16 protein-coding genes are annotated in these 21,083 nt (G+C 71.8%); 4 read left to right on the forward strand and 12 right to left on the reverse strand.

The genetic code is table 11. From position 1 onward, the window contains the following. Positions 1–67 precede the first annotated feature (67 nt). From fxsT to BFN33_RS53065, 5 genes are all read right to left on the reverse strand, one after another. Positions 68–3,991 carry an FxSxx-COOH system tetratricopeptide repeat protein gene (fxsT, locus tag BFN33_RS07845; RefSeq protein ID WP_079140717.1) on the reverse strand — a complete coding sequence of 1,308 codons (3,924 nt, stop codon included), beginning with the start codon at positions 3,989–3,991 and terminating at the stop codon, positions 68–70. Beyond that, a complete protein-coding gene (locus tag BFN33_RS07850) occupies positions 3,988–5,316 on the reverse strand; it encodes a TIR-like protein FxsC (protein ID WP_176742336.1) in 1,329 nt (442 codons plus the stop codon). Before BFN33_RS07850 ends, fxsT begins: the two co-directional genes overlap by 4 nt. A gap of 89 nt (positions 5,317–5,405) precedes the next feature. Continuing rightward, complete coding sequence (locus BFN33_RS07855; protein ID WP_079140748.1) at positions 5,406–6,119, reverse strand: AAC(3) family N-acetyltransferase; 714 nt, start codon at positions 6,117–6,119, stop codon at positions 5,406–5,408. Between the two features lie 128 nt (positions 6,120–6,247). After that, positions 6,248–8,437, reverse strand: coding sequence for a radical SAM/SPASM protein FxsB, inactivated metallohydrolase extension form (gene fxsB / locus BFN33_RS07860; RefSeq protein WP_069759177.1), 2,190 nt, complete (start codon positions 8,435–8,437; stop codon positions 6,248–6,250). Positions 8,438–8,589: 152 nt separating this feature from the next. After that, positions 8,590–8,754, reverse strand: a complete 165-nt coding sequence (locus BFN33_RS53065) for a hypothetical protein (RefSeq protein ID WP_176742337.1) — start codon at positions 8,752–8,754, stop codon at positions 8,590–8,592. A gap of 204 nt (positions 8,755–8,958) precedes the next feature. On the opposite strand from BFN33_RS53065, the gene BFN33_RS07865 reads away from it, so the two are divergent. Next, positions 8,959–9,873, forward strand: a complete 915-nt coding sequence (locus tag BFN33_RS07865; RefSeq protein WP_069759178.1) for a DUF4231 domain-containing protein — start codon at positions 8,959–8,961, stop codon at positions 9,871–9,873. 21 nt (positions 9,874–9,894) lie between these two features. Here BFN33_RS07865 and BFN33_RS07870 read toward each other — a convergent pair whose 3' ends face one another. After that, on the reverse strand, positions 9,895–10,365 hold the full coding sequence (locus tag BFN33_RS07870; RefSeq protein ID WP_069759644.1) for a hypothetical protein: 471 nt from the start codon (positions 10,363–10,365) through the stop codon (positions 9,895–9,897). A 195-nt stretch (positions 10,366–10,560) separates the two neighbouring features. Continuing rightward, complete coding sequence (locus BFN33_RS07875) at positions 10,561–11,655, reverse strand: Gfo/Idh/MocA family protein (protein WP_069759179.1); 1,095 nt, start codon at positions 11,653–11,655, stop codon at positions 10,561–10,563. A gap of 131 nt (positions 11,656–11,786) precedes the next feature. Here BFN33_RS07875 and BFN33_RS07880 point away from each other — a divergent pair, with 131 nt between their 5' ends. Further along, a complete protein-coding gene (locus BFN33_RS07880) occupies positions 11,787–12,416 on the forward strand; it encodes a ScbR family autoregulator-binding transcription factor (protein ID WP_069759180.1) in 630 nt (209 codons plus the stop codon). Positions 12,417–12,464: 48 nt separating this feature from the next. Here the strand turns inward: BFN33_RS07880 and BFN33_RS07885 are convergent, their stop codons facing one another. The 4 genes from BFN33_RS07885 to BFN33_RS07900 form a co-directional block, all read right to left on the reverse strand. Further along, a complete protein-coding gene (locus BFN33_RS07885; RefSeq protein ID WP_069759181.1) occupies positions 12,465–13,502 on the reverse strand; it encodes a rod shape-determining protein in 1,038 nt (345 codons plus the stop codon). Between the two features lie 161 nt (positions 13,503–13,663). Beyond that, the gene (locus BFN33_RS07890; RefSeq protein ID WP_069759182.1) at positions 13,664–15,214 is read right to left on the reverse strand and encodes a carboxyl transferase domain-containing protein; all 1,551 of its coding nucleotides are present in this window, start codon (positions 15,212–15,214) and stop codon (positions 13,664–13,666) included. After that, positions 15,207–16,652, reverse strand: coding sequence for an acyl-CoA synthetase (locus BFN33_RS07895; RefSeq protein WP_069759183.1), 1,446 nt, complete (start codon positions 16,650–16,652; stop codon positions 15,207–15,209). Before BFN33_RS07895 ends, BFN33_RS07890 begins: the two co-directional genes overlap by 8 nt. A 35-nt stretch (positions 16,653–16,687) precedes the next feature. Beyond that, complete coding sequence (locus BFN33_RS07900; protein WP_069759184.1) at positions 16,688–18,049, reverse strand: SLC13 family permease; 1,362 nt, start codon at positions 18,047–18,049, stop codon at positions 16,688–16,690. A gap of 220 nt (positions 18,050–18,269) precedes the next feature. Between BFN33_RS07900 and BFN33_RS07905 the strand changes: the two genes are divergently transcribed. Continuing rightward, positions 18,270–18,977, forward strand: a complete 708-nt coding sequence (locus BFN33_RS07905; RefSeq protein WP_069759185.1) for a FadR/GntR family transcriptional regulator — start codon at positions 18,270–18,272, stop codon at positions 18,975–18,977. Positions 18,978–19,016: 39 nt separating this feature from the next. Here BFN33_RS07905 and BFN33_RS07910 read toward each other — a convergent pair whose 3' ends face one another. Beyond that, positions 19,017–19,886, reverse strand: coding sequence for a RimK family alpha-L-glutamate ligase (locus BFN33_RS07910; protein ID WP_069759645.1), 870 nt, complete (start codon positions 19,884–19,886; stop codon positions 19,017–19,019). Between the two features lie 124 nt (positions 19,887–20,010). Here BFN33_RS07910 and BFN33_RS07915 point away from each other — a divergent pair, with 124 nt between their 5' ends. After that, entirely contained in the window at positions 20,011–21,078 is a 1,068-nt protein-coding gene (locus BFN33_RS07915) for a MerR family transcriptional regulator (RefSeq protein WP_069759186.1), read from the forward strand. The last annotated feature ends 5 nt before the right edge of the window (positions 21,079–21,083 follow it).

A 21,083-nucleotide genomic window follows, 5' to 3' on the forward strand; every position in this document is an offset into this window, starting at 1 on the left:
GCGGACGGACGGGGCAGACGTGTGACGGACGGCGCCGCTCCAGTCGGCGGCGTCGCCGCGCCCCGGATCACACGGACAGGGGCTCCAGGTCCCGGTAGATGCGCCGCCCACGGCTCGCCAGCAGGGTGATGCCGTTGTCCTCGCCGAGCAGCAGGCGCAGCTCCGCCATCGCCTCCTCGCGCAGGGCACGGGCCTCGCTCTCCCGGCCCAGGGCCCGCAGGGTGAGCCCCAGGTTGGTGACCACGGCGAGGGTCTCGGGGTGATGCCCGCCGAGGGCCTCGCGCAGCGCCGGCAGCGCCGCCTCGTCCCGTTCCCGGGCCTCCTCGAAACGGCCCAGGTCGGAGAGGACATTGGCGTAGTTCACGCTGCTGAACACGGCGTGCGGATGGTGCTCGCCCAGCACCTCTGCCATGCGGGGCAGCACTTTCAGGAACACCGCCTCCGCCTCGTCCAGGTCTCCGCAGCCCCAGTGGAAGATCCCCAGGTTGTTCAACGCCGCCTGGGTGTACGGGTGTGCCTCGCCCGGCACCTTCATGTACTCGGCGAGCACCTCCCTGGCCACCTCGCGGGCGCGGTCCCGTTCGTCGGCCGCGAACAGGTCCGCCGCCAGGTTCAGGTCGCAGGCGAGCGAGTCGGGGGTCGGGGCCGCGTACTGCTCCTTGTACTGCTTGCGGGTTGCCTCGGTCAGCCGACGGGCGTCCTCCAGCTGGCCGTTGCGGCGCAGCGACACCGCCAGGGACTTGGCGCAGCGCAGGGTGCCGGGGAACTCCCTGCCCAGGATCCGTTTGTGGGCCGCGTACGCCCGCGACAGGATGGACACCGACTCCGCGTACCGCCCGACCTCCCGGAGGTCTCGGCCGAGGCGCTCGGCCGAGGCCAGCGTGTAGGGATGATCGGGGCCGAGGACGGCCGTGCGCCGGTCGAGCGTGGCCTGGTTGATGTCGCGTGCCTGGCCGTAGTTGCCCACCATCTGCAGGGCGAGGGCGAGGTTGTTGGCCGCGCTGAGGGTGCGCCGGTGCGACTCGTGGAAGATCTCGCTGAAGCCGGTGTGCGCCTCCTTGGCCAGCTCGACCGCCTTCGTGTACTCGCCGAGCGCCGCCAGGTCGCTGGAGAGCCCGGACATGGTGGCGTACGTGTGCGGGTGCTGCTCGCCCAGTTCCCGGCGCTGGCGCTCCAGCAGGTCCTCGCCGATGTCCCGGGCCTCCACGTAACGCCCTTGGGAGCGCAGCACGTTGGCGAGATGGAAGCGCAGGTAGAGGTAGTAGACGTCGTCCTCCCCGAGCACCGGCCTCCAGTGCTGGAGCAGGTCCTCCGCGAGGCGCCGCGCGGCCAGGAAGTCACCGCGTTTCCACTGGTAGCGGACCCGGTCGATGAGCAGCCGGCGGGTGTTTGCCTCACGGCAGTTGCGGGCGTCGGAGGCGGCCAGGTGCGGCCAGATGACGGCGAAGCGGGGCCACGTGGCCGGGTCGTCGATGGGTTCGTCGCCGTCGGGCCGGGCGCCCGCCAGGACGGTGTGCACGACGTGCCGGGCCTCCTGCTGCTTCTCCTCGGGCATCTGGGCGCGGATCACCGCCTGCACCAGCCGGTGCACCTGGAGGCTGTTGGTCTTCTGGTCGACCTTGGCGAGCGCGAACCGGCCGATCTCGCGGATGACCCGGCCGAGCAGCAGGCTCTCCTGGAGCGAGGGGTCGTACGGCTTGAGCGCCGTGATCATCTCCTTGCTGTAGAGCAGCTGCTGGGAGATCGGCTCGGGTGCGAGGAAGGCGCACAGCTGCAGCAGCCGTACGGCCGCGGGTGATCGCTTCTCCAACTGCTCGATCGACACGTTCCAGGTGGCGGCGACCGTCCGCGGGTAGTCGGGCGGCTGGTTGAGGTCCAGCACCTCGGTGGTCTGCCGGGCCAGCTGTCGCAGATAGTCCTCTATCGGGGTGGCGGTCTCGGCCAGCCAGGCCGCCGCCTGTTCGACCGCCAGCGGCAGATCTCCGAGGGCCTCCGCCACCCGGTCGGCGTCCTGGGCCGTCAGGCCGTCCTCGCGGCGCCGGGTCAGGTGCTCGATGCTCTCCTTGCGCTCGAAGACGTCGATCTGCTGGGACGCCCCGTGCTGCGACCAGGCCTGGTTGCGGGAGGTGACGAGGATGTGCCCGCCGTCCCCGGTGGGGAAGTAGCGGGCCAGCTCCGCGGGGTCGCCGGCGTTGTCGAAGACCAGGATCCAGCGCTTGGTCGGCAGCCCCCGGGACAGCCGCTGCACGGCTTCCTGGCTGGCCTTCGTCATGTCCTCCTCGGGGCCCGTCGCGCCGATCAGCGGGGCGAGTTCGGCCAGCGAGGCGACCACGTCGTCGATGTGTTCGGCGGATATCCACCAGACCAGGTCGTAGTCGGCCATGAAGCGGTGCACGTACTCGATGGCGAGCTGGGTCTTGCCCACGCCGCCCAGCCCGAACAGCGCCTGCGGCTGCGGGGGGCCGGACAGGTCGCCCAGCTGGGTGCGGATCCGCTCCATGATCGGGGCCCGGCCGGTGAAGGTGGTGTTGCGCTGGGGCGCGTTCCAGATGCCGGGGGTGATGCCGGGGAAACGGGGGGCCGACGGGCTGTTCTCCGCCTGCTGCAACGGGAGGTCCAGCGCGCGTTGGAGCGCGGCCACGCACTCCGTCTCGTCGAGCCGGTGCAGGTCGGTGCACGGCTCCGGGAGCGGGACCTCCTCGACACGCAGCGGCACCACCGAGTTGCGGGCGCCGTCCGGGGCGGTCCGCTCGCCGAGGGCACGCCAGACGGAGTCGGCGTACCGGGACTCCTGGAAGGTCTTCGACAGCAGCACCACGGTGTGGGCGGTCGTCTCCGCCGGCTCGACCGGACCGGTGGAGATCTCGTGCAGCGTGACCTCGCAGCCGGCCCGCTTGAGGAGGTACTCGACCCAGTCGGCCCACATCCGCTTCTCCGCCGCGTACGCGACCACGACATCGGCCACGCTGGTCAGCGGCCGGCGCCTGAGGTAGGCGTCCCGGCAGCGCAGCCGGACCGGTTCGGGGATCTGCGGCAGCGAGGTGACCTCGCGGTCGGAGATGACGGCTGTGAGCCGCTCGAAGGCGGACAGCAGCGAGTTGGCGATGCCGCTCTCGTCGCCGACGGTGGCCAGGGTCTCCTCGTAGGCGTAGTACGGGCGGTAGGGGATCTCGACGTTGCCCCAGTAGGCGCTGAGCTCCTCCTGGGTCAGCGGCCGGCCGTCCGCCCCCTTGGGCAGCCCCTCGAACCGCATCCGGGCCAGCGCGCGGCCGGCGTCGACCTTCTCCTTCTCGCCCTCGTCGATGCGCATCGGCACCGGCAGGACCCGTATCCGGCGCGGCCGGTAGCCCTCCTCGACACTGCGGGCGACGACCGCCGCCCCCTCCAGCGCCTGGTCACTGAGGGTGAAGCAGTCCACCAGGACGTCGGGCATCTCCATGGTGCAGATGTCGGCGTTGTCCGAAAGACCGGTGCGGCTGTCGATCAGGACGTAGTCGTACGTCCCCTTCATGCTGGCCCTGAGCGCCCTGAGGAAGGTGCCGCCGCCGAGGCGTTCGTAGAAGTTGTCCCACTCGAACGAGGTGACCGCCGCCGAGTAGGCCCGGTCCTGGCGGCCCGCGGAGAGGAAGTCGAGGGAGCCGCCCTCGGGGAAGTGCAGGTCGAAGCGCTCGGGTCGGATGGACACGGCGTGCTGCTCGACCTGGGCGTAGGCCAGGTGCCAGTCGTCGGGGCGCTGGGTGCCCGTGGTCGCGGCCCAGGCGTAGTCCTGGATGATGTTGATGACCCCCGGGGTGGCCGACAGCGCCTTGGGGTCCAGGAACGGGTGGAAGAAGCGGTGCAGGCCGGGGGCCTCGAGGTCCCAGTCCACGGCGAGCACGCGTTTGCCGTTGGCCGCGAGGATCCACGCGGTGTTGGCCAGGGCCATGGTGCGGCCCGTACCGCCCTTGTACGAGTAGAAAGTGATGACACGTCCGTCGCGCGGGCCCGTCATGCTTCTCCTCCGTGGTCGGGTCCGCCTTCCGGGTACGGCGGCTGGATGGGGCCCAGCAGACGGGGCCTGGGCACGTGCGGACCCGGCGGCGGATGGGCCTCCGCGTGTTTGAGGTACTGCCGGGTGGTGTGCGCCACGACGGCGGGCAGCACGTCGGTGAACGCCTTGAGGGTGGGGACGCCGTTGACCGCGGTACGGCAGTCGGTGCGTCTGCCGCGCTCCAGCAGCAGCGGAAGCGTGCGCTCGAACTCCGTGGTCAGGCGCTGTCCCTCGTCGCCGTGACACTGCAGGTCGGCCCGGTTCCAGGGGACGACCGCGCTCACCCACGGCTGGGCCTGCGCGTCGAACGCCTTCAGTCTGCGCCGCCGTTCCTCGTCGGTCAGCGTCCACCGGTCGACGAGCAGGATGCGCGGCCGGCCGGTCTTGCCGCTCTCCTCGCCGGTGCCGGGCGAGAGGGGGCCGTCGGTGTCCTCGTCGTCGAAGGAGGAGACCGTGGGCCGGTAGTCCAGCGAGCGGATCAGCTCCTCCGCGAGGGCGGGCAGCGGGCGCGTCGACTCGGAGTGGTACGGGTTCCAGTCCAGCGCGTCCTCGCCGTAGGGGCGCGGATCCCGGTCCTCGGGGACGCTGTCTCGGCTGGGCGCGGCCACCGTCAGATGGATGTGCCGCGGTTCCTCGCCGCGCGGCCGGAACGCGCTCGGTGTCGTCTCGTAGTCACGCAGCCGGCCGGGCGGTAGCGGCCACTCCTCGGCCACCTGGACGATCCGCTGTGCGAGGGTGAGGACGGTCTCCTCGTACTCGTCGCGCAGCCTGCTGAGTTTGATGAGCCCGTAGAAGCCGTTGGTCGCGTAACGGTCGCCGAAGGTCGTGCGGTCGAGGTGTATGTGCCGTATGGAGTCCGGCAGTTGGTGGAAGTCGACGCGCGTCCACAGGGCCGGGACGATGGCGGACACCTCGCGTCCGCCGGCGGCCCTGGCATGCAGGAGGCGCTCGTTGAACGCGAACAGTTCCCGGCCGCACATCTCGCTGGTGAAGTAGCGCGGTGACAGCAGAGGTACGAAGACCCGGCAGCGGGCCAGGTTCTCGCTGAGCTTCCTCGGCCACCCCACGCCGGAGCCCATCTCCCGGTCTATGAAGCCGACTTCGGCGCCGGCGGGCAGATCGGTGAGCGCCATGATGTGGTTGCACAGGTCCCGGTAGAGCTGGTGCACCCAGTGATCGGGGTCGCCGCCGCCCGACCCCCACGGAGGGGTGTGGGCGTAGCTGAGGAAGAAATAGGGCTGCCCCTCGGCCGGGACCTGCCCCCACTCTCCGTCAGGTGTGTCCAACACGCCCCCCTGCGCGTCGATGCCCCCGTGGCCGGAGCCACCTGGAACCGGAAGAACAATGTGCCTGACCAAGTGCCTGGACGGTTCACTTAATTCAGGTCATTCCGGGAGCGATATCTGGACAATTGATCGCGTACGTCGTCGACGGCGGCCCTCATGTCGAAGAGCGTGACCGGTTTTCCGGCCCATTCCCGCCGTACGAGGAGTTCATCCGGGAGCCGTGCGCCCGCCTCCGCGAAATCACCGTCGTACAGGGCCAGATCCTCGTACGTGAACCAGTTCCCCTTTTCGCCCACCACACAGCGGTACAGCCGTTGGGGCGGTCTCGGGGTCATGCGGTACTCGGCGAGATGGAAGGCGCTGCATGCCTCGAACCCCACGCGCAGCAACAGGACTTGCGCGTTCGCGGCGTACAGCCGGGCGAGGGGCGAACGCTCGCCGAGGTGACAGAGCGGGTCGTGCCCGGCGAGCAGCTCACCCGCCCGGGGGCCGATCGCGGCCAGCGAGGTCTGCGGATGGTCACTGCGCACGGCTCCCGGAGTGGTCCGCACACACTCGGCCAGCGCGCCCATCGACGGGCAGGGGGTGGCGTCCGGCTCGAACGGGGGCATCGACGCACGGAACGCCTCGGCCTCCTCCGCGCTCAGGTGCGCGACGAGGGCCCGGTGAGCGCGGGAGCCGTCCGAGTTCTCGGGGGTGAAGGCGGGCACGACGAGCGTGCCGCGCGGCCCGAGTGCGTCGAGCAGCGCGTTGCGGACCTGGGTGGGGGACAGACCGGTACCGCTCAGAGAGGCGTGCACCATGAGGGGGGTTCCGGGGCGGATGGGTAACTCGGCCAGCATGAGCGCTAGTTGGTCGACGCGGGTGTGGGCCGCGGGGCGGGTGTCGTGGTGTCCGGTGTTCGGTGTGGCCGCCGGGGGAGCAGCGTTCGTCACGGTCGCCCCGCGATCGTGGTCCACTCCTCGCGTAGCTCCGCGGCCAGTACCTCGCCGCTCTCGGTGAGGTCCCGGTCGGGCAGGTCGGTCAGGGCGGCCAGGGCGCGTCCGGCTCGGGCCAGGGACTGGAGGCCCTCGGGGGTCTCAGGGCCCCAGTAGGCCACGTCACCCAGGGCGTCGACGGCCTCGGTGAGCAGTCGGCCGGCCTGGTTGCCCGGCACGTGCAGATCGGTCGTCGCACACAGGGCGGCCAGCCGGGCCCGGCGTCCGAGGCGCGGCAACTCCCTGACGAACGCGGCGGGTTCGAAGTCGACGGCCACACCGAGCCCACCCAGACCATCTTCGGCGAGCCGCACCCCGGCTCCGGCCACGAGCGGGGTGACGGCGTCGACGCGCAGTGCGTTGCGCTCGTCGTCGGCCGCGGATACCTGCTCCGCGCGGAGCTCGTAGGCCGTCCGCAACCGCTCACGGAACGCGGCGAGCTCGTCCGGGGCCAGCGGAGCGGTGACGGGGGCCGGGTAGACCGCACGGCGGGGGTCGGCGTCGTCGATGAGCAGCGGCTCGGTGGCCGCCACCTTCAGTACTGTCAACGGCCGCCAGGCTTGGGTGGGTTGGTCGCCGACCGTGAAGAGGGTTCCGTCGGCGGTGCGGACGTCGAGACCCCGTGCGCTCACCACGGCCTCCACTCGCCCCGGCGCGGGCAGGGTCAGGGTGCCAAGGGTCGGCAGGTGCAGCTCGCGGTCCGGCTGGTCCCAGGTCAGTCGCAGCGGGGCGTGCGCGTGGACGGCTGCCGCCACGGCGACGCGAGCGAAGCGGGCGGCGGTGACGTGGGCCGCCTCGGCGTGACGCAGGGCGGCACGCAGGTAGGGGTGGGACAGGACCCGGTTGAGGTGCTCCGCGGTGGTCCGGTCCGCGTCCAGCCGGAGCAGCGCCAGCCAGGTCGCGTCCCAGTCGGGGTCTCCGGCCAGCCGCTCGTTGGCGTAGGCGAGGAGGGTCCGGTCCAGGTCCTGCCGGGCGAACCGCAGGGCCTCGGGGTCGAGGACGGCGGGTGAGAGGGAGCGGTCGGTGATCCGCTCGGCGATCCCGTCGACCAGGGCGCGAAGATCGTGGCAGAACACCGATGGGTTATCGAACTCGCGTTCGCTGCTGTAGCGGTGGGCGTAGAGACCGCCACCGCAGGACTGGACCACCGGGCACTCGCGGCATTTCTTCGACAGCCCGAGCAGGCCGCGTTGCCGGGCCTGTACGCCAGGATGCCGGGCCACCTGCTCGAAGGTGTGCTCGTCGACGTGGTATCCCGTGGCGGGTGCGCCGTCGTAGGCCGTCTTGAGCGAGTCCACCTGCTCGAAGGAGCCGTCCGTCTCCACGACCGCCAGATCGGAGGGGGCCAGGCCCATGGCCTCGGTCAGGCTGGGCCCGCCCCGCAGGGTGCTGAGCACCGAGTCGAAGGTCCGCACACGCACCTTGCGGCCCTGTTCCGTCCAGCGGTCGAACACGGCGAGCAGCCAGTCGGCGTACGGGGTCGGCGAGCCGGAGGAGCCGCGCGGCGGCGGGGTGTCCCAGGTGGAGTGCGGCAGCAGGTAGTCGATCCGGGGCGGTGAGAGGGCCGACAGGGTGTCGTGCACGACGACCGGATCGTTCGCCACGTCCACCGTGCACAGCAGTCCGCCGAAGAGATGCCGGTACTCCTCGGTGCGCAGCAGGTCGATCGCGCGCAGGACGCGGTGGTAGCTGCTCCGGTACCTGCGGTCGAGCCGGTGCCGGTCGTTCGCGGCCTGGTCGCCGTCGAGCGAGACGCTCACGAGGACGCCGTATTCCCGGAAGACGTCCAGATGGCGGCGGCTCAGCTGCATGCCATTGGTGTGGATCTTCAGCTCGAGCTCGGTGACGCCCGCCAGCGCGGAGGTGAACTCGGCGCAGATGGACCGCAGTCGGGCCGGACCGGCCAGCAGGGGCTCACCGCCGTGCAGGATGACGGTGACGGAGGCGAGGTCGCGCTCGCGCGCGTACGTGGCGAACCGTGCCGCGGTCTGACGGACCGTCTCCTGGTCGATCACCACCGGGCGGGTCTTCCAGCTCTTGTCCGCGTGCTCGTACACATAGCAGTGGTCGCACGCCAGATCACAGCGACTGTGGATCTTCAGGACGAGTTGCTGGAGTGGGTGGTCCCCCGGAGAAACGGTCACATAGCACACGCTACCGCGCGCCGTCACCCCCGCACGCCCTGTATCGGCCAATTGGGCTACCGCACACGTGTGTTGCGGTATCGACCCCCCCGGCGGATCGACCGCGCACGCCGTCCACGACGGCCTGCGCGGTCGCGGCCGGACTGTCCGCCCTACAGCGCAGAGTTGAAGGGCGCGGGACGCCTTCCCGGGCCACCCGTGACCCGGTCGGCGGCCTTCGTCGTGGCAGTGGAGTCGATCGCACCCAGCGGGATGTGCTGACCGTGGGGGGCGGAACCGGCGGCCGTCGCACGTTCCGTGACCGTCTGAGCCTTCATCTGTCTGATGTCTCCTTCCATGGGGGCCGGCATGTCCCCGGCCCAAGGGGACCAGAGGCCCGGTGTCGGAATGCGCACCATGAGACAGAGACAACCCGGTTTTAGGCGGACGATACCTCAGCCGACGGGCTCCGGAGCATGGCTAGGGGGCGCGTGCGCCCTCATACTCGGATGTCCGGGGGAGCCTGTTGTCGGGGGTGGGCCATGAGGGTCGGTATTCCGGGGCCGGGCGTCACATGGAACGACGACGACCTCCCTCCGCTCTTCCGCGTTAACGATCAACTCGCGATCACCCATCAGAGTGAGTCCTTCCGCGCCGTCCGCGCCCAGTTGATCGTCCTGCTGGCGGCCACCACCTCGGCCATGCTGGCCGAACGGCTCGGCAGCCACGTCCCCGCGCTCCTGGCCGCGCTGCTGTACGCCCTGACCATCGGCATCGGACTGCGCACCACACGCCGTCGTGCCCGCGCACGCTGGCAGGCCCACCGTGCCGTCGCCGAGCTGCTGAAGTCCCTGGCGTGGCAGTACATGGTGCACGGCGGGATCTTCCACTCCCAGGTGGCCAACGCGGACGCGCTGTTCGCGGAGCGGGTCGAGGAACGGCTCAGGGAGATGCGCAAGGTGGGCTGGGAGGACTCAAGGAACGGGGTCCACGCCCGCGGTGAGGGGCAGATCACCCCGGCGATGCGTCAGGTGCGCGCGAAGGCCTTCTCGGTACGCCGGGACATCTATCTGCGTGAGCGATTACTCGAGCAGCACGCCTGGTACCGGCGGCGCGCCGCCCAGGCCCACCGCGCCTCCGTGCAGTGGTCGTCCGTGACCGCCGTACTGACCCTGCTGGCCCTGCTCGCGGCCGTGCTCAGGGCGGCCGGGATGCTCGGTGCCTGGGACCTGACCGGGGTGCTCAGCGCGGCCGCGGCGGCCGGCGTCGCCTGGCAGGAGGTACGCCGGCACCGGCCCCTGACCTACGCGCACTCGCTCGTCGAGCAGGATCTGGAGACCCTGCGGGTCGAGATGAGCACGACCGTGACCGAGGACCGATGGGCCCTCGCGGTGGCGGAGGCGGAGCGGCTGGTGTCGCCGCAGCACTCGGACTGGCTCGGCAGGTTCGGTGGCTGACGGCCGGTCACGAGCCGGGTGTCACGGCGCGCGGCGCACGTCCGGCTCCCACAGCACGGTCACCGGCACCCCCGTCCTGCGTGCGTAGGTCACTACATCTCCGGTGCCCCCCAGACCCCGGGCCGGGCGGCCGTCCCAGACGGCGATCAGGCGGTCGCAGTGGTCGACGATCCAGCGGCCCGCCGCGAAGTACGCCTCCTCGTGCGTCGGCTCGGGCGGCAGCTGGACGCGGTTCGCACAGGCCCGCAGGATCCTGCGGTACCCGGCGCGCGCCGCCTCGTCGTCGAGGTGGGCCTCGTAGTCCATGCCCGGGATCACCGCCGTCACCGGGACGCCGCCGTCCAGGGCGATGTCCGCGAACAGCTGGTCGGCGCCGGCCGCGAGGCAGGTGAAGGCCTCCAGGGCGGCGCCCCCACTGAGGTGCCTGCGCATCTCCGCCCGCACACCCGGCAGGACGGAGCCCGGGATGGAGCGGTGCCCCGTCACACCGATCCGGGTGACGGAGGTGAAAGCCGGTGCGCTCGCGGTGGAATCGGTTCCGGCCTGCCGGGTCGTCGCGGTTCCGCTCGTCACGAGAGAGCCTCCCACAGCCGTCGGAACTACACCGTAACTCCGTCGGCGGGGAGCACACAGGGGCGCACCTGCTCACACCGGGCTCGTGGGCCGACGTCCCCTCGGCCCAGCCCCTCAGCCCAGCCGCACCCGACGGCCGCTCCCGGCCGAGGACCTGACCGCGTCCAGCAGCCGGTGCACCCGCACGGCGGTGGTGAAGTCCGGGCCGAAGTCGTCGCCCGTGCGGATCGCCCGGGCCAGGTCCGCGTAGACCTGGGCGACGTTGCTGACCGGGGACGGGCTGCCCAGCAGCGGGCGGTGTGCGTCGGGGACGGTGAGCTGCCGGGCGGGGGAGCCGTCGGCCGGTGCGTGGGTGAGGGTGAAGCGGGGGCCCACCAGTGAGTCGTCCGACGACACCAGGACCAGTCGGCCGCTCCGCCCGTGCACCTCGATCCGGAAGCCGTCGCCACGGGGACCGCCCGTCATGAAGTGCGCCGAGGCCGCCGCGCCCGACTCCAGCAGACCGCTCAGCACGATCTGGTCCGGGGAGGTCACCTCGATCGGCTCACCGGTCTCCTCCATCGTGATCCGGTCGATCCGGGTCGCCAGGGTCGCCGAGACCTCGGTGAAGTCCCCGACGGCGTACTGGAACATGTCCAGCGAGTGACCGCCCACCACGGCGAGATGGTTGACGCCCTTCGTCTCGTCGAACAGCGCCGCGTACCGTGTGGACCACACCTCGGGCGTCGCGAGCGAGTACAGCAGGGACGCCGACAGCACCTCCCCGATCAGTCCCTGCGCCAACACCTCCCGCAGCAGCCGTACTTCGGGGTGGTGCCGGCTCTGCAGCCCCACCGCGTGCCGTACGCCCGCCGCCCGCGCCGCCGACTCGAAGCGCTCGGCGGTCGCCGCGTCCGGGGCCAGCGGCCACTCGCTGTACACATGCCGGCCCGCGGCGATCGCCGCCTCCACCAGCCCGTCTCGGGAAGGGAGTTGGACGGCGACCGTGACCAGGTCGACGTCCGGGTCGGCCATCAGTGCCCGGGCGTCGTCGTACGACTTCGGTGCGCCCCACACCTCCGCGGCGGCCCGCGCCGACGCGGCGGTCGTACCGGCAACCGCCGTGACCTGAAAGTCGTTTAGCGCGCTGAGTGCCGGGAGATGGATGTTGCGACCCCATCCCCGCTCGGCGTGCGCGCCGACGACTCCCACCCGGATCCTGTCCGCCACGCCAACTCCCCTCGTTTTCCAGGGCGGTTCCCTGGTCCGTCGATAAAAGTACCAGTCGGTTGGTTTTTTTGTGGGTCGGGAAGGCAGACTGATCCCGAGAGCTCGTCGCGACACAGGCAGGGGTTGGACGCATGGTCAGGCAGGAACGCGCGGAGGTCACCCGGTCGGCCATTCTCGACGGGGCGGCCCGCGCCTTCGACGCCGAGGGCTACCACGGGACGTCTCTCGGGGACATCGTCAAGGAGGCCGGGGTGACGAAGGGCGCGCTCTACTTCCACTTCGGCTCGAAGGAGGAGCTCGCCCAGGCCCTTGTCGACGAGCAGTTCTCCGCCCTGGAGTCGGTCACGGACACGGGCAAGCCCGGCGTGCAGACCGTCATCGACATCGTGCACACCATGGCCCGGCTGCTGGTGGCGGACGTCAGGGTGCGGGCCGGCATCCGTCTGGTCATCGACCAGAGCTCCAAGACGGGCATCGTCAGTGAGCCGTACACCCGGTGGATCGAGCTCTTCCGGGAGTGCCTGGTCCAGGCGCAGCAGCGCGGCGACGTCAAGGCGGACCTCGATCCCGGACGGGTGGCCCGGCTGATCGTCGGCTCCTGGACCGGGCTGCAGCTCAGCTCCCAGGTCCTCAGCGGACGGGCCGACCTGACCGAGGAGACCACCCTCATGTGGGAGATGCTGCTGCCGAGCATCGTGCCGCCGCGGCGGCTGGAGCGGTTCCACCCCGAGGGCACGGCGCTGGTGCCCGAGATGGCCTGACGGGGCCTCACAGGGACGGCGACGGCGGCCTCGTGGGCCTGCCGTGCCTCAGGTGGACAGCGGGTCGAGCGACAGCGGCTGGATCCGGCCCTCCAGCATGTATCCCAGTCCCTGTACGGCGCAGACGTCCGGCCGCTCGGCGATGTGCACCGGCATTCCGGTCGCCTGCCGCAGCATCTGGTCCAGCCCGGGGAGCAGGGCGGAACCGCCGACCATCATGATCCCGCGGTCGGCGAGGTCGGCCACCAGGTCGGGCGGGCAGTTGCGCAGCACCCTGCCGATTCCGTCCAGGACGGCGGTCAGCGGGGTCTCGATTGCGTCCCGCACGGCGGCGGTGTCGACCCGCACGGAACGTGCGAGGCCGGTGGCGACGTCCCGGCCGTGGATCTCGGTGGAGGCGGGGCCCTGCGGGGTGAGGCCGTTGCCGGAGAGGGCGAGCTGCAGCGGTCGTACGGACTGACTGGGCAGCATCAGCTCGTGCTCGTGACGCAGGTGCTGCACGATCGCGTGGTCGACGGCCTCGCCGCCGACGGGGACGCGCTCGGCGGTCACGATCGACCCGAGCGAGAGCACGGCCACCTGGGTGGCGGCGGCCCCGCACACCATGATCATGGTGGCCTCGGCCCGCTCGACGGGCAGTCCGCAGCCGACGGCGGCGGCGATGAGGGTGTCCACGAGTTCCACGCGCCGCGCCCCGAGTCCCACGAGGGTCTCGATCGCCGCGCGCCGGGCCAACGGGTCGGCGTCGTGCGGGGTGCAGGCGGCGGCCCGCAGGCGGGGCTTGCGGCGCAGATTGCGGCGGATCTTGTCGCCTAGCAGATGGCGCAGCATGCGCTGGGCCATCTCGATGTCGACGACGGTGCCGCCGGAGACGGGCCGTACGACACGGATGTAGTCGGGGGTGCGGCCCGTCATCTTCTCGGCGAACTCACCGACCGCGATCAGCGCGCCGGTCTTGGTGTTCACGGCGGCGGCCGACGGCTGGTCGACGACGAGCCCGGCCCCCTTCACGTACACCCGCGTCCTCGCCGCACCCAGGTCGACGGCGAAGTGGCAGCGGCGCAGCTGCTCCAGACTGGCGGTCATCGCAGGTCCTCCCGAGAGCACAGACCGTGGGCCGCGCCGGGTGGCGGGCTTAGTGGCATTGTGCGGCGGTGAGGGAGGAGGGGCCCTCATTGAGGGGCCGGGTGGGGTGCGGCTAAATGGGCGGTTTTGTCATTTATGCCTGATGTGAGTGTTTTGTGAAGTTATGGCAGCGTTCGCCCATCGGGGTGGGCGATCACCCCGAGCTTCACCAAGTCCTGTGGCCGGATGCGCAGTTGGTCCGCCGTCGCCTCGACCTCCTCCTGCGGTCGCTTGAGGATCGCCGCCGCCAGTTCGGGTGCGATCACGGAGAAGTAGCTGTCCGGGGTGGCGTACGTGGCGCCGGGGGCCGCCAGGGCCAGCGCGCCGCCGGAGCCGCCCTCGCCGATGAGCAGGGTGGTGATCGGGGTGCGGGCGGAGGCGACCGTGGTGAACAGGTCGGCGATGGCCGCGCCCGCGCCCTGGCGTTCGGCCTCCGCGTCGTTGGCCGCGCCCGGCGTGTCCACCAGGGTGAGCACCGGGATGCCGAACCGGTCCGCGAGGCGGATCAGACGGGTGGCGGTGCGGTAGCCGGCGGGACGGGTCGCCGTACCGGTCTGGGCGGCGTAGGCGATGGTACGGCCCCCGCGCTCGCCGAAGCCGCACAGCATGCCCGGGTCGGTGCCGCCACAACGGTCACCGGAGATGGCCGCGCGGTGGGTGAAGTACGCGTCCAGGTAGGCGACCGCGCGAGGCCTCCCCACGGAACGGGCACGCCGGACCGCGTCCCACCCGGTGGCGGGGAGATCGGTGGCCCCGAGCGGGGCCGGGACGGGGGCGGGTTCGGTGCGATGCGTGGTGTGGGCTGTGTCGGTTGGGTCCCGGGGAGTGGTGTTGGTGCTGCCGGTTGCGGCGGGTCCTGCGGGTTCGGTGCGTGGTGTGGGGTGGGCCTCGCCGGTCGGGTCCGGGGGCGTGGAGTCGGTGCTGCCGGGTGCCGTGTGGCGGGGGGCTGGCGCCGCTTCGGGGGTGTGATCGTCCGCGGTCATGGCGGCGGCGCTGTCCGACGGCCTCGACAGCAACCTCAGCCACCTCCCCAGCGTCCGCCGCAGGTCCTCCGGTCGTACGACCGCGTCCGCCGCGCCCGCCGCCACCTGGGCCTCCGCCGTGTACGCCGCCGGGTCGGCGTCCGGCGGGCGGACCCGGGAGCCCGCGAAGCCGACCTGGGCGCCCGGGAGGGCGAGGATCACGTCCGCGCCGGCGCCCAGGGTAGCCCAGCCGCCGCCCGTGGTGGGGTCACGCAGTACCGCGATCTGGGGGAGACCGGCCTCCCGGGTGAGGGCCGACTGGCGTGCCACGCGCTGGAGTTGGGTCAGGGCGAGCATGCCCTCCTGCATCCGGCTGCCGCCCGTGGCCACCAACGGGACGACCGGAAGCCGGTGTGCGCGGGCGTACGTGTACGCCGCCTCCAGACGGTCGCCGGTGCGTTCGCCCAGCGAGCCGCCGAGGAAGCCGAACTCGAAGGCGATCAGTACGGCTCGGGTGCCCTCGACGCGCGCGGTGCCGCAGATGACCGACTCCTGCTCACCGGTGCGTTCGGCGGCGCGGGCGCGCGAGGCGTCGTAGCCCTGCCAGGCGAGCGGTCCGTCGGGCTTCGACTGCCGTTCGGGATACGGGATTTCGGAGAAGTCGTCGGCCACCAGGGCCACGATCTCTCGCGCTGACGGACGCTCAGTCATGCAGCGCCCGCTTCATGATCTTCCCCATGTCGTTGCGGGGGAGGGCGGTGAGATGGTGGACGACCCGCGGGCGCTTGTGGGGCGCGAGGCGGGCGGCCACGTGGTCCGCCAACTCGCCCAGCGCGGGCGGGGACTGGGGATCCTCCGGGACGATCCACGCCACGATCCGCTCACCCAGATCCGGGTCCGGCTCCCCGGTCACGGCGGCCTCCCGTACCCCCGGGTGTTCCAGCAGCGCGTTCTCGATCTCGCCCGCCCCGATCTTGTAACCCCCGCTCTTGATCAGGTCGGTGGCCTTCCGGCCGACGATCCGGACGTATCCGTCCGCGTCCCGCACCGCCATGTCCCCCGTGCGGAACCAGCCGTCCGCCGTGAACGCCGCCGTCGTCGCATCCGGCCGGTTGAGGTACTCGGTGAACAGGTTCGGCCCGCGCACCTGGATCTCGCCGACCGTCTCGCCGTCGTACGACGTGATCGCCGACCCGTCCTCCTCCACGAGCCGCAGCTCCACGCCCGGCAGCGGTACGCCCACGGTCCCGGCGCGTGGCTCGCCGTCCGCGCGCACGCTGGTGTTCATGAGGGTCTCCGTCATGCCGTAGCGCTCGATGACCCGGCGGCCGGTCGTGGCCGTGATGCGCTCGTGGTCGTGCACGGGGAGCGCCGCCGAACCGGAGACGAGCAGCCGGGCCCCGGCCAGTGCCTTCACCAACTCGGGGTCCCCCGCCAGGGTTTCGGCGATTCGGTGGTACATCGTCGGGACGCCGAAGAGCATCGTCGCGCCGGCGTTCAGCTCGCGGGCCACGCCGTCGGTGCTGAAACGGCCGAGGTGACGCACCGAGCCGCCGCGGCGGAGCGGGCCGAGGATGCCGAGGACCAGGCCGTGCACATGGAAGAGGGGCAGGCCGTGCACCAGGATGTCCTCCGACGTCCACTGCCAGGCGTCGGCGAGGGCGTCCAGGGTGGTGGCGATCGCCCGGCGGGGGAGCACGGCGCCCTTCGGCGGGCCGGTGGTGCCGGAGGTGTAGACGACCAGGGCGGGGTCGCCGTCCCGCACCGCACTGTCGGGGGCGGTGCCGCCAGTGGCGTGCACGTCGATGTCGACGCGCTGCAAATGCCCGACAGCCGCGGGCAGTTCGATGCCCGGTGGGGCGAGCAGCAGGCCCGGCGTGCTGTCGTTCAGGATGTGCCCGAGCTCCTTCTCCCCGGACTTCGGGTTGAGCGGCACCGCGGCGACACCGGCCTCCAGGGCCGCCACCACGGCCACCGCGGTCTCCAGTTCCGCGGTCGCCCAGACGGCCACGCGGTCGTGCCGCGCGAGACGGCCCGCCAGGGCGCCGGTCGCGGCCGCGAGTTGCGCGTAGGTGAGTGAGCGGTCGCCGAACCGCAGGGCGGGACGGTCCGCCGTGTCGCCCCTGAGGGCCGGGAAGAGAGAGGTCACGCTTCACAACTCCAAACTGTTGTCGCCTGTCGGTCCTACCCGAAGCCCGGAACCACCAACACCAGCCACACCACCGCGGGTACCACCGCCACCACGATGCCCCCGTAGATCATCAACTGCCGGAAGAAACGCTCGCGGTCCACGTCCGGTGCCGCGGCCAGCACCAGCGCGCCGTTCGTCGAGAACGGGCTCACGTCCACGACCGTCGCCGACACCGCCAGCGCCGCCACCATCCCGACCGCCCCGATCTCGCCCTGCGCGAGGAACGGCACCGCCAGCGGGATCAGCGCGCCCATGATCCCCACGGACGAGGCGAACGCGGAGACGATCGCGCCGATGTAGCACAGCAGTACGGCGGCCAGCAGCGGGACGCCGATGCCGCCGACGCCCTCACCGGCCCACTTGATCGTGCCGATCTCCTCCAGCACGCCGACGTAGGTGAGGACACCGCAGATCAGCAGCACCGTGGACCAGGCGATCTGCCCGACGGCCTTGCGGCTGTCCTCCGGCCAGGCGGCGCTCAGGATCACCGCGAGAGTGATGGACATGAGCCCGGCGTCGAGGTCGAAGGCGAGAACGGCGACCACGAGGGCGACCAGAGCGGTGAGGGTCGCGATCCGGGCGGGGGAGAGACGGGTGGTGTCGGGGGCCTCGGTGCGGGTGGCCACGGCGGTGGCGGGGCCGCTGCCTGAGGAGGGGGCGGGGGCTGGGGCGGCGCCGCCGTCCGGCGCGTCCCGCTTGTCGGGAGCACCCCCGGCCCCGGCGGCCTCGTCCAACGGGACCGCACCCTGCGCCCACAGCTTCAGCCCGCCGAACAGCACGAACATCACGCCCGCGATGACGACGTTGACGATGAGCGAGGCCAGGAAGAGGAACACCTCGTTGCCCGGGAGGTGCTCGCGCTCGACGATGCCGTTGACGATCGTGCCGTAGATGCTGATCGGTGAGAAACCGCCGCCCTGGGCGCCGTGCACGACCATCGCGCCCATCAGCAACGGGCTGATCCCGTACCGCGCGGCGAAACTCAGCGCGATCGGCGCGACGATCGCGACCGCGGCCGGACTGACCGCGCCGATCGCCGTCAGCGCGCCGGTGATCGCGAACATCACCCACGGGATCAGCGCCACGCGCCCGCGCACCAGCCGGATGGACGCGTGGACCAGCCAGTCCGTGGTGCCGTTGGCCCGCGCGATCGCGAACAGATACGTCACGCCGACGAGGACGACGAACAGGTCGCCGGGGAAACCGGCGAAGATGCCGTCCGCGTCCAGGTCGGCGACCAGCTCGCCCACGGCGAACGCGGCGGCGAAGGCGAGGGCGCCCATGTTCACGGAACGGGTGGTGGCGATGACGAACACCACGACCAGGACGAGGATCGAGATGAGTTCTGGGGACATACGGGCTCCCGTCGTTGGGCCCCGGAGCGGTGGCGTGGCCGACTGGCTCAGTGGACAATTGGCTGAGCCACTCAGCCATATGGGGGGATGGCTGGTTAGCGTGGTGCGGACCGCGCGGCCCGTCAAGGGGGCGTGCGAAATTGGCTCAGCCACTTGACCAATTGGCCACCTATGGGGTGTTCCTTGGGTGTTACTCTCCCGACGAACGAGAGGGGGACCCGTGAACGACGCCCTGCGCCCCATGACCAAGCCGCGGCTCTACGAGCAGGTGCTCGACCGACTGCGCCAGTACGTCGCCGAGGGCGGGCTCCGGGCCGGCGACCGGCTCCCGCCCGAGCGCGACCTGGCCACCCGCCTCGGCGTCAGCCGGGCCTCCGTGAAGCAGGCGATCGTCGTGCTGGAGGTCCAGGGACTGGTCGAGGCACGGCACGGCGGCGGAACGTACCTCGTCCGGGACAGCCTCGACGTCGAGCCCGTCGAGAAGATGGTCGAGCGGCGCCGGCGCCTGCCCGACGTCCTCGACGCCCGCGAGGCCCTGGAGACCAAGCTCGCCGAACTGGCCGCTGAACGCCGCACGGACGAGGACCTCGTCGCCATGCGCATGGCCCTCGCCAGGATGGCAGGGGAGATCGAGGACGGCGGTCACGGCATCGAGGGCGACCGGCTGTTCCACGCGGCCGTCACCGCCGCCGCGCACAGCAGCCTGCTCGCTGAGTTCATGCGCTCCATCGCCGACCAGATCGCCGAGAGCCGCACCGAGTCGCTGCGCCAGCCGCACCGCCCCGAGCGTTCCCTCGCCCAGCACCGGGCGATCCTCGACGCGATCGCCCTCCAGCGCCCGGGCCAGGCGGCCTCGGCGATGCGCCGCCATGTCCGTACGGTGGCGAAGGTACGGCTGCTGGACTGGGAGCCGGAGGAAGGCGAGTAGCGGCGACCGCCATGCGTCGAGGGTGACCCGGGATCGGGTCTACCGTGCGGCCCGCAGCACCGCTTCGACCACCGTCGGCACCGACGTCGGGTGCAGGAAGAGGAAGAGGTTCGGCTCGACCAGCTCCAGTTCCATCACCCGTGGCTGCCCGTCCTCCCCGTCGACGAGGTCCACGCGCGCGTACAGCAGCTCCGGCGCATCCGGTACGGCGGCCAGGGCGCGCTCGGCGACCGCGAGTTCGGCCGGGGTCGGCCTCCAGGGCTCCAGGCCCGGGTGGGCGGTCTTGGCCGCGTCGAAGGCCGTACCGGGAGCGAGGACCGCCCGCTTGCGGCTGGCGTGCAGCAGCCGGCCCCCGAAGAACTGCAGCGCCCGCTCACCGCCCGCGTCGATGCCCCGCATGTACGGCTGCACCATCGCGGTCAGCCCCTCGGCGTGCATGCGCTCCAGCTGCCGTACGGCACCGGCGTCCTGTTCGGGCGTGTACCGCGCGGCATACCGCGCGCCCGCCCCGGACGTGGGCTTGATCACGTACTCGTGGTCGCGGGGCAGGTCGGCCGGGTCGCCGGGCGCGAGATACCGGGTCGGCACCACCGGCACCCCCGCCTCCGCGAGCTCCCCGAGGTACCGCTTGTCGGTGTTCCAGCGCACGACCTCCGCCGGATTGGCGAGCCGCGTCACCTTGGCGCACCGTTCCGCCCACGCCACGAACTCGGCCGCCCGCCAGCTGTAGTCCCAGGTGGAGCGGATGACGGCCAGGTCGTACCCGGCCCAGTCGACGTCGGCGTCGTCCCAGAACACGGCCTCCGCCTCGGCCCCGGCCTCGCGCAGCGCGGCGACCAGCACGGGCAGGTCGGCGTCCTTGCTGGGTTCCGGGTGTGGGTCGTAGGTGACGAGGGCTATTCGGGGCACGGCGGGTTCCTTTCCCATGGGGCTCGTCCCGCAGGCTAACGGCGGGAGGGGAACGCGCGGCAAACCGTTTACCTTCCCCCTTGGTGAAGCCCCACCATCGAGGGCGAGGAACGGGGGAGGCCGTATGGAGTGGCTGACGATCGGGGCCTTCGCGCGGGCTTGCCGTCTGTCGCCGAAGGCGTTGCGGCTCTACGACGAGCTGGAGCTGCTGCGTCCGGCCCGCGTCGACGCGGCGACGGGCTACCGCTACTACACGCCGGCCCAGCTGGAACAGGCCCGGCTGGTGGCGTGGCTACGGCGGCTGGGCATGCCGCTGGCCCGGATCCGTACGGTGTGCGCGCTCCCGCCCGCTGCCGCCGCCGACGAGATCCGCGCGTACTGGGCGCAGGTCGAGGCGGAGACGGCCGTACGGCGGGATCTCGCCGCGTTCCTCGTCGACGAGCTGACGGCGACACCGAGGAAGGACACCACCGTGCTCGAACTGCGTTACTCCGCCCACTCGGACCCGGGTCTGGTCCGCCCCGCCAACCAGGACACCGCCCACGCGGGCGCCCGCCTCCTCGCGGTCGCCGACGGATACGGCCCGGCGGGCGCCCCCGCCAGCAGCGCGGCCGTGGCGGCACTGCGGTTCCTGGACACCGCCGACATCCCGGCCGGCAACGTCCTCAACCTCCTGGCGGACGCCGTGCACGGGGCGACCGAGGCGGTGCGGGACGTGGCCGCGGGCACCGACGAGAACGGCACGACCCTGACCGCCCTGCTGTGGACCGGCTCCCGCCTCGCCCTGGTGCACATCGGCGACTCCCGCGCCTATCTCCTGCGCGGCGGCGCCCTCTTCCGTATCACCCACGACCACACGATGGTCCAGTCGCTGGTCGACGAGGGCCGGCTGACGGTGGAGGAGGCGGTCAGCCACCCGCAGCGGGCCCTGCTCGTCAAGGCCCTCACGAGGGGCACCCCGGACCTGAAACTGCACGACGCCGAACCCGGCGACCGCTATCTGCTGTGCTCCGACGGCCTCTCGGCCGTCGTCCCCGACAGCACCATCCGTGACCTGCTCACCACCGTCCCCGCCCCCGACACGGCCGTCCACTGCCTGGTCGACGCGGCGAACTCCGCGGGCGGCCCGGACAACGTCAGCTGTGTGGTGGCGGACGTGGTGGAGACGGTGGCCCGATCCCCTGCATCATGACGGCC

This window comes from Streptomyces sp. LUP47B (assembly GCF_001746295.1).
GTDB lineage: Bacteria > Actinomycetota > Actinomycetes > Streptomycetales > Streptomycetaceae > Streptomyces.

Excerpts from the sequence above, each read along its gene's own strand:
- fxsT (WP_079140717.1), bottom strand. The coding sequence starts at position 3,991 with ATGACGGGCCCGCGCGACGGACGTGTCATCACTTTCTACTCGTACAAG.
- BFN33_RS07915 (WP_069759186.1), top strand. The coding sequence starts at position 20,011 with ATGGAGTGGCTGACGATCGGGGCCTTCGCGCGGGCTTGCCGTCTGTCG.
- BFN33_RS07880 (WP_069759180.1), top strand. The coding sequence starts at position 11,787 with ATGGTCAGGCAGGAACGCGCGGAGGTCACCCGGTCGGCCATTCTCGAC.
- BFN33_RS07890 (WP_069759182.1), bottom strand. The coding sequence starts at position 15,214 with ATGACTGAGCGTCCGTCAGCGCGAGAGATCGTGGCCCTGGTGGCCGAC.
- BFN33_RS07865 (WP_069759178.1), top strand. The coding sequence starts at position 8,959 with ATGAGGGTCGGTATTCCGGGGCCGGGCGTCACATGGAACGACGACGAC.
- BFN33_RS53065 (WP_176742337.1), bottom strand. The coding sequence starts at position 8,754 with ATGAAGGCTCAGACGGTCACGGAACGTGCGACGGCCGCCGGTTCCGCC.
- BFN33_RS07885 (WP_069759181.1), bottom strand. The coding sequence starts at position 13,502 with ATGACCGCCAGTCTGGAGCAGCTGCGCCGCTGCCACTTCGCCGTCGAC.
- BFN33_RS07855 (WP_079140748.1), bottom strand. The coding sequence starts at position 6,119 with ATGGTGCACGCCTCTCTGAGCGGTACCGGTCTGTCCCCCACCCAGGTC.
- BFN33_RS07900 (WP_069759184.1), bottom strand. The coding sequence starts at position 18,049 with ATGTCCCCAGAACTCATCTCGATCCTCGTCCTGGTCGTGGTGTTCGTC.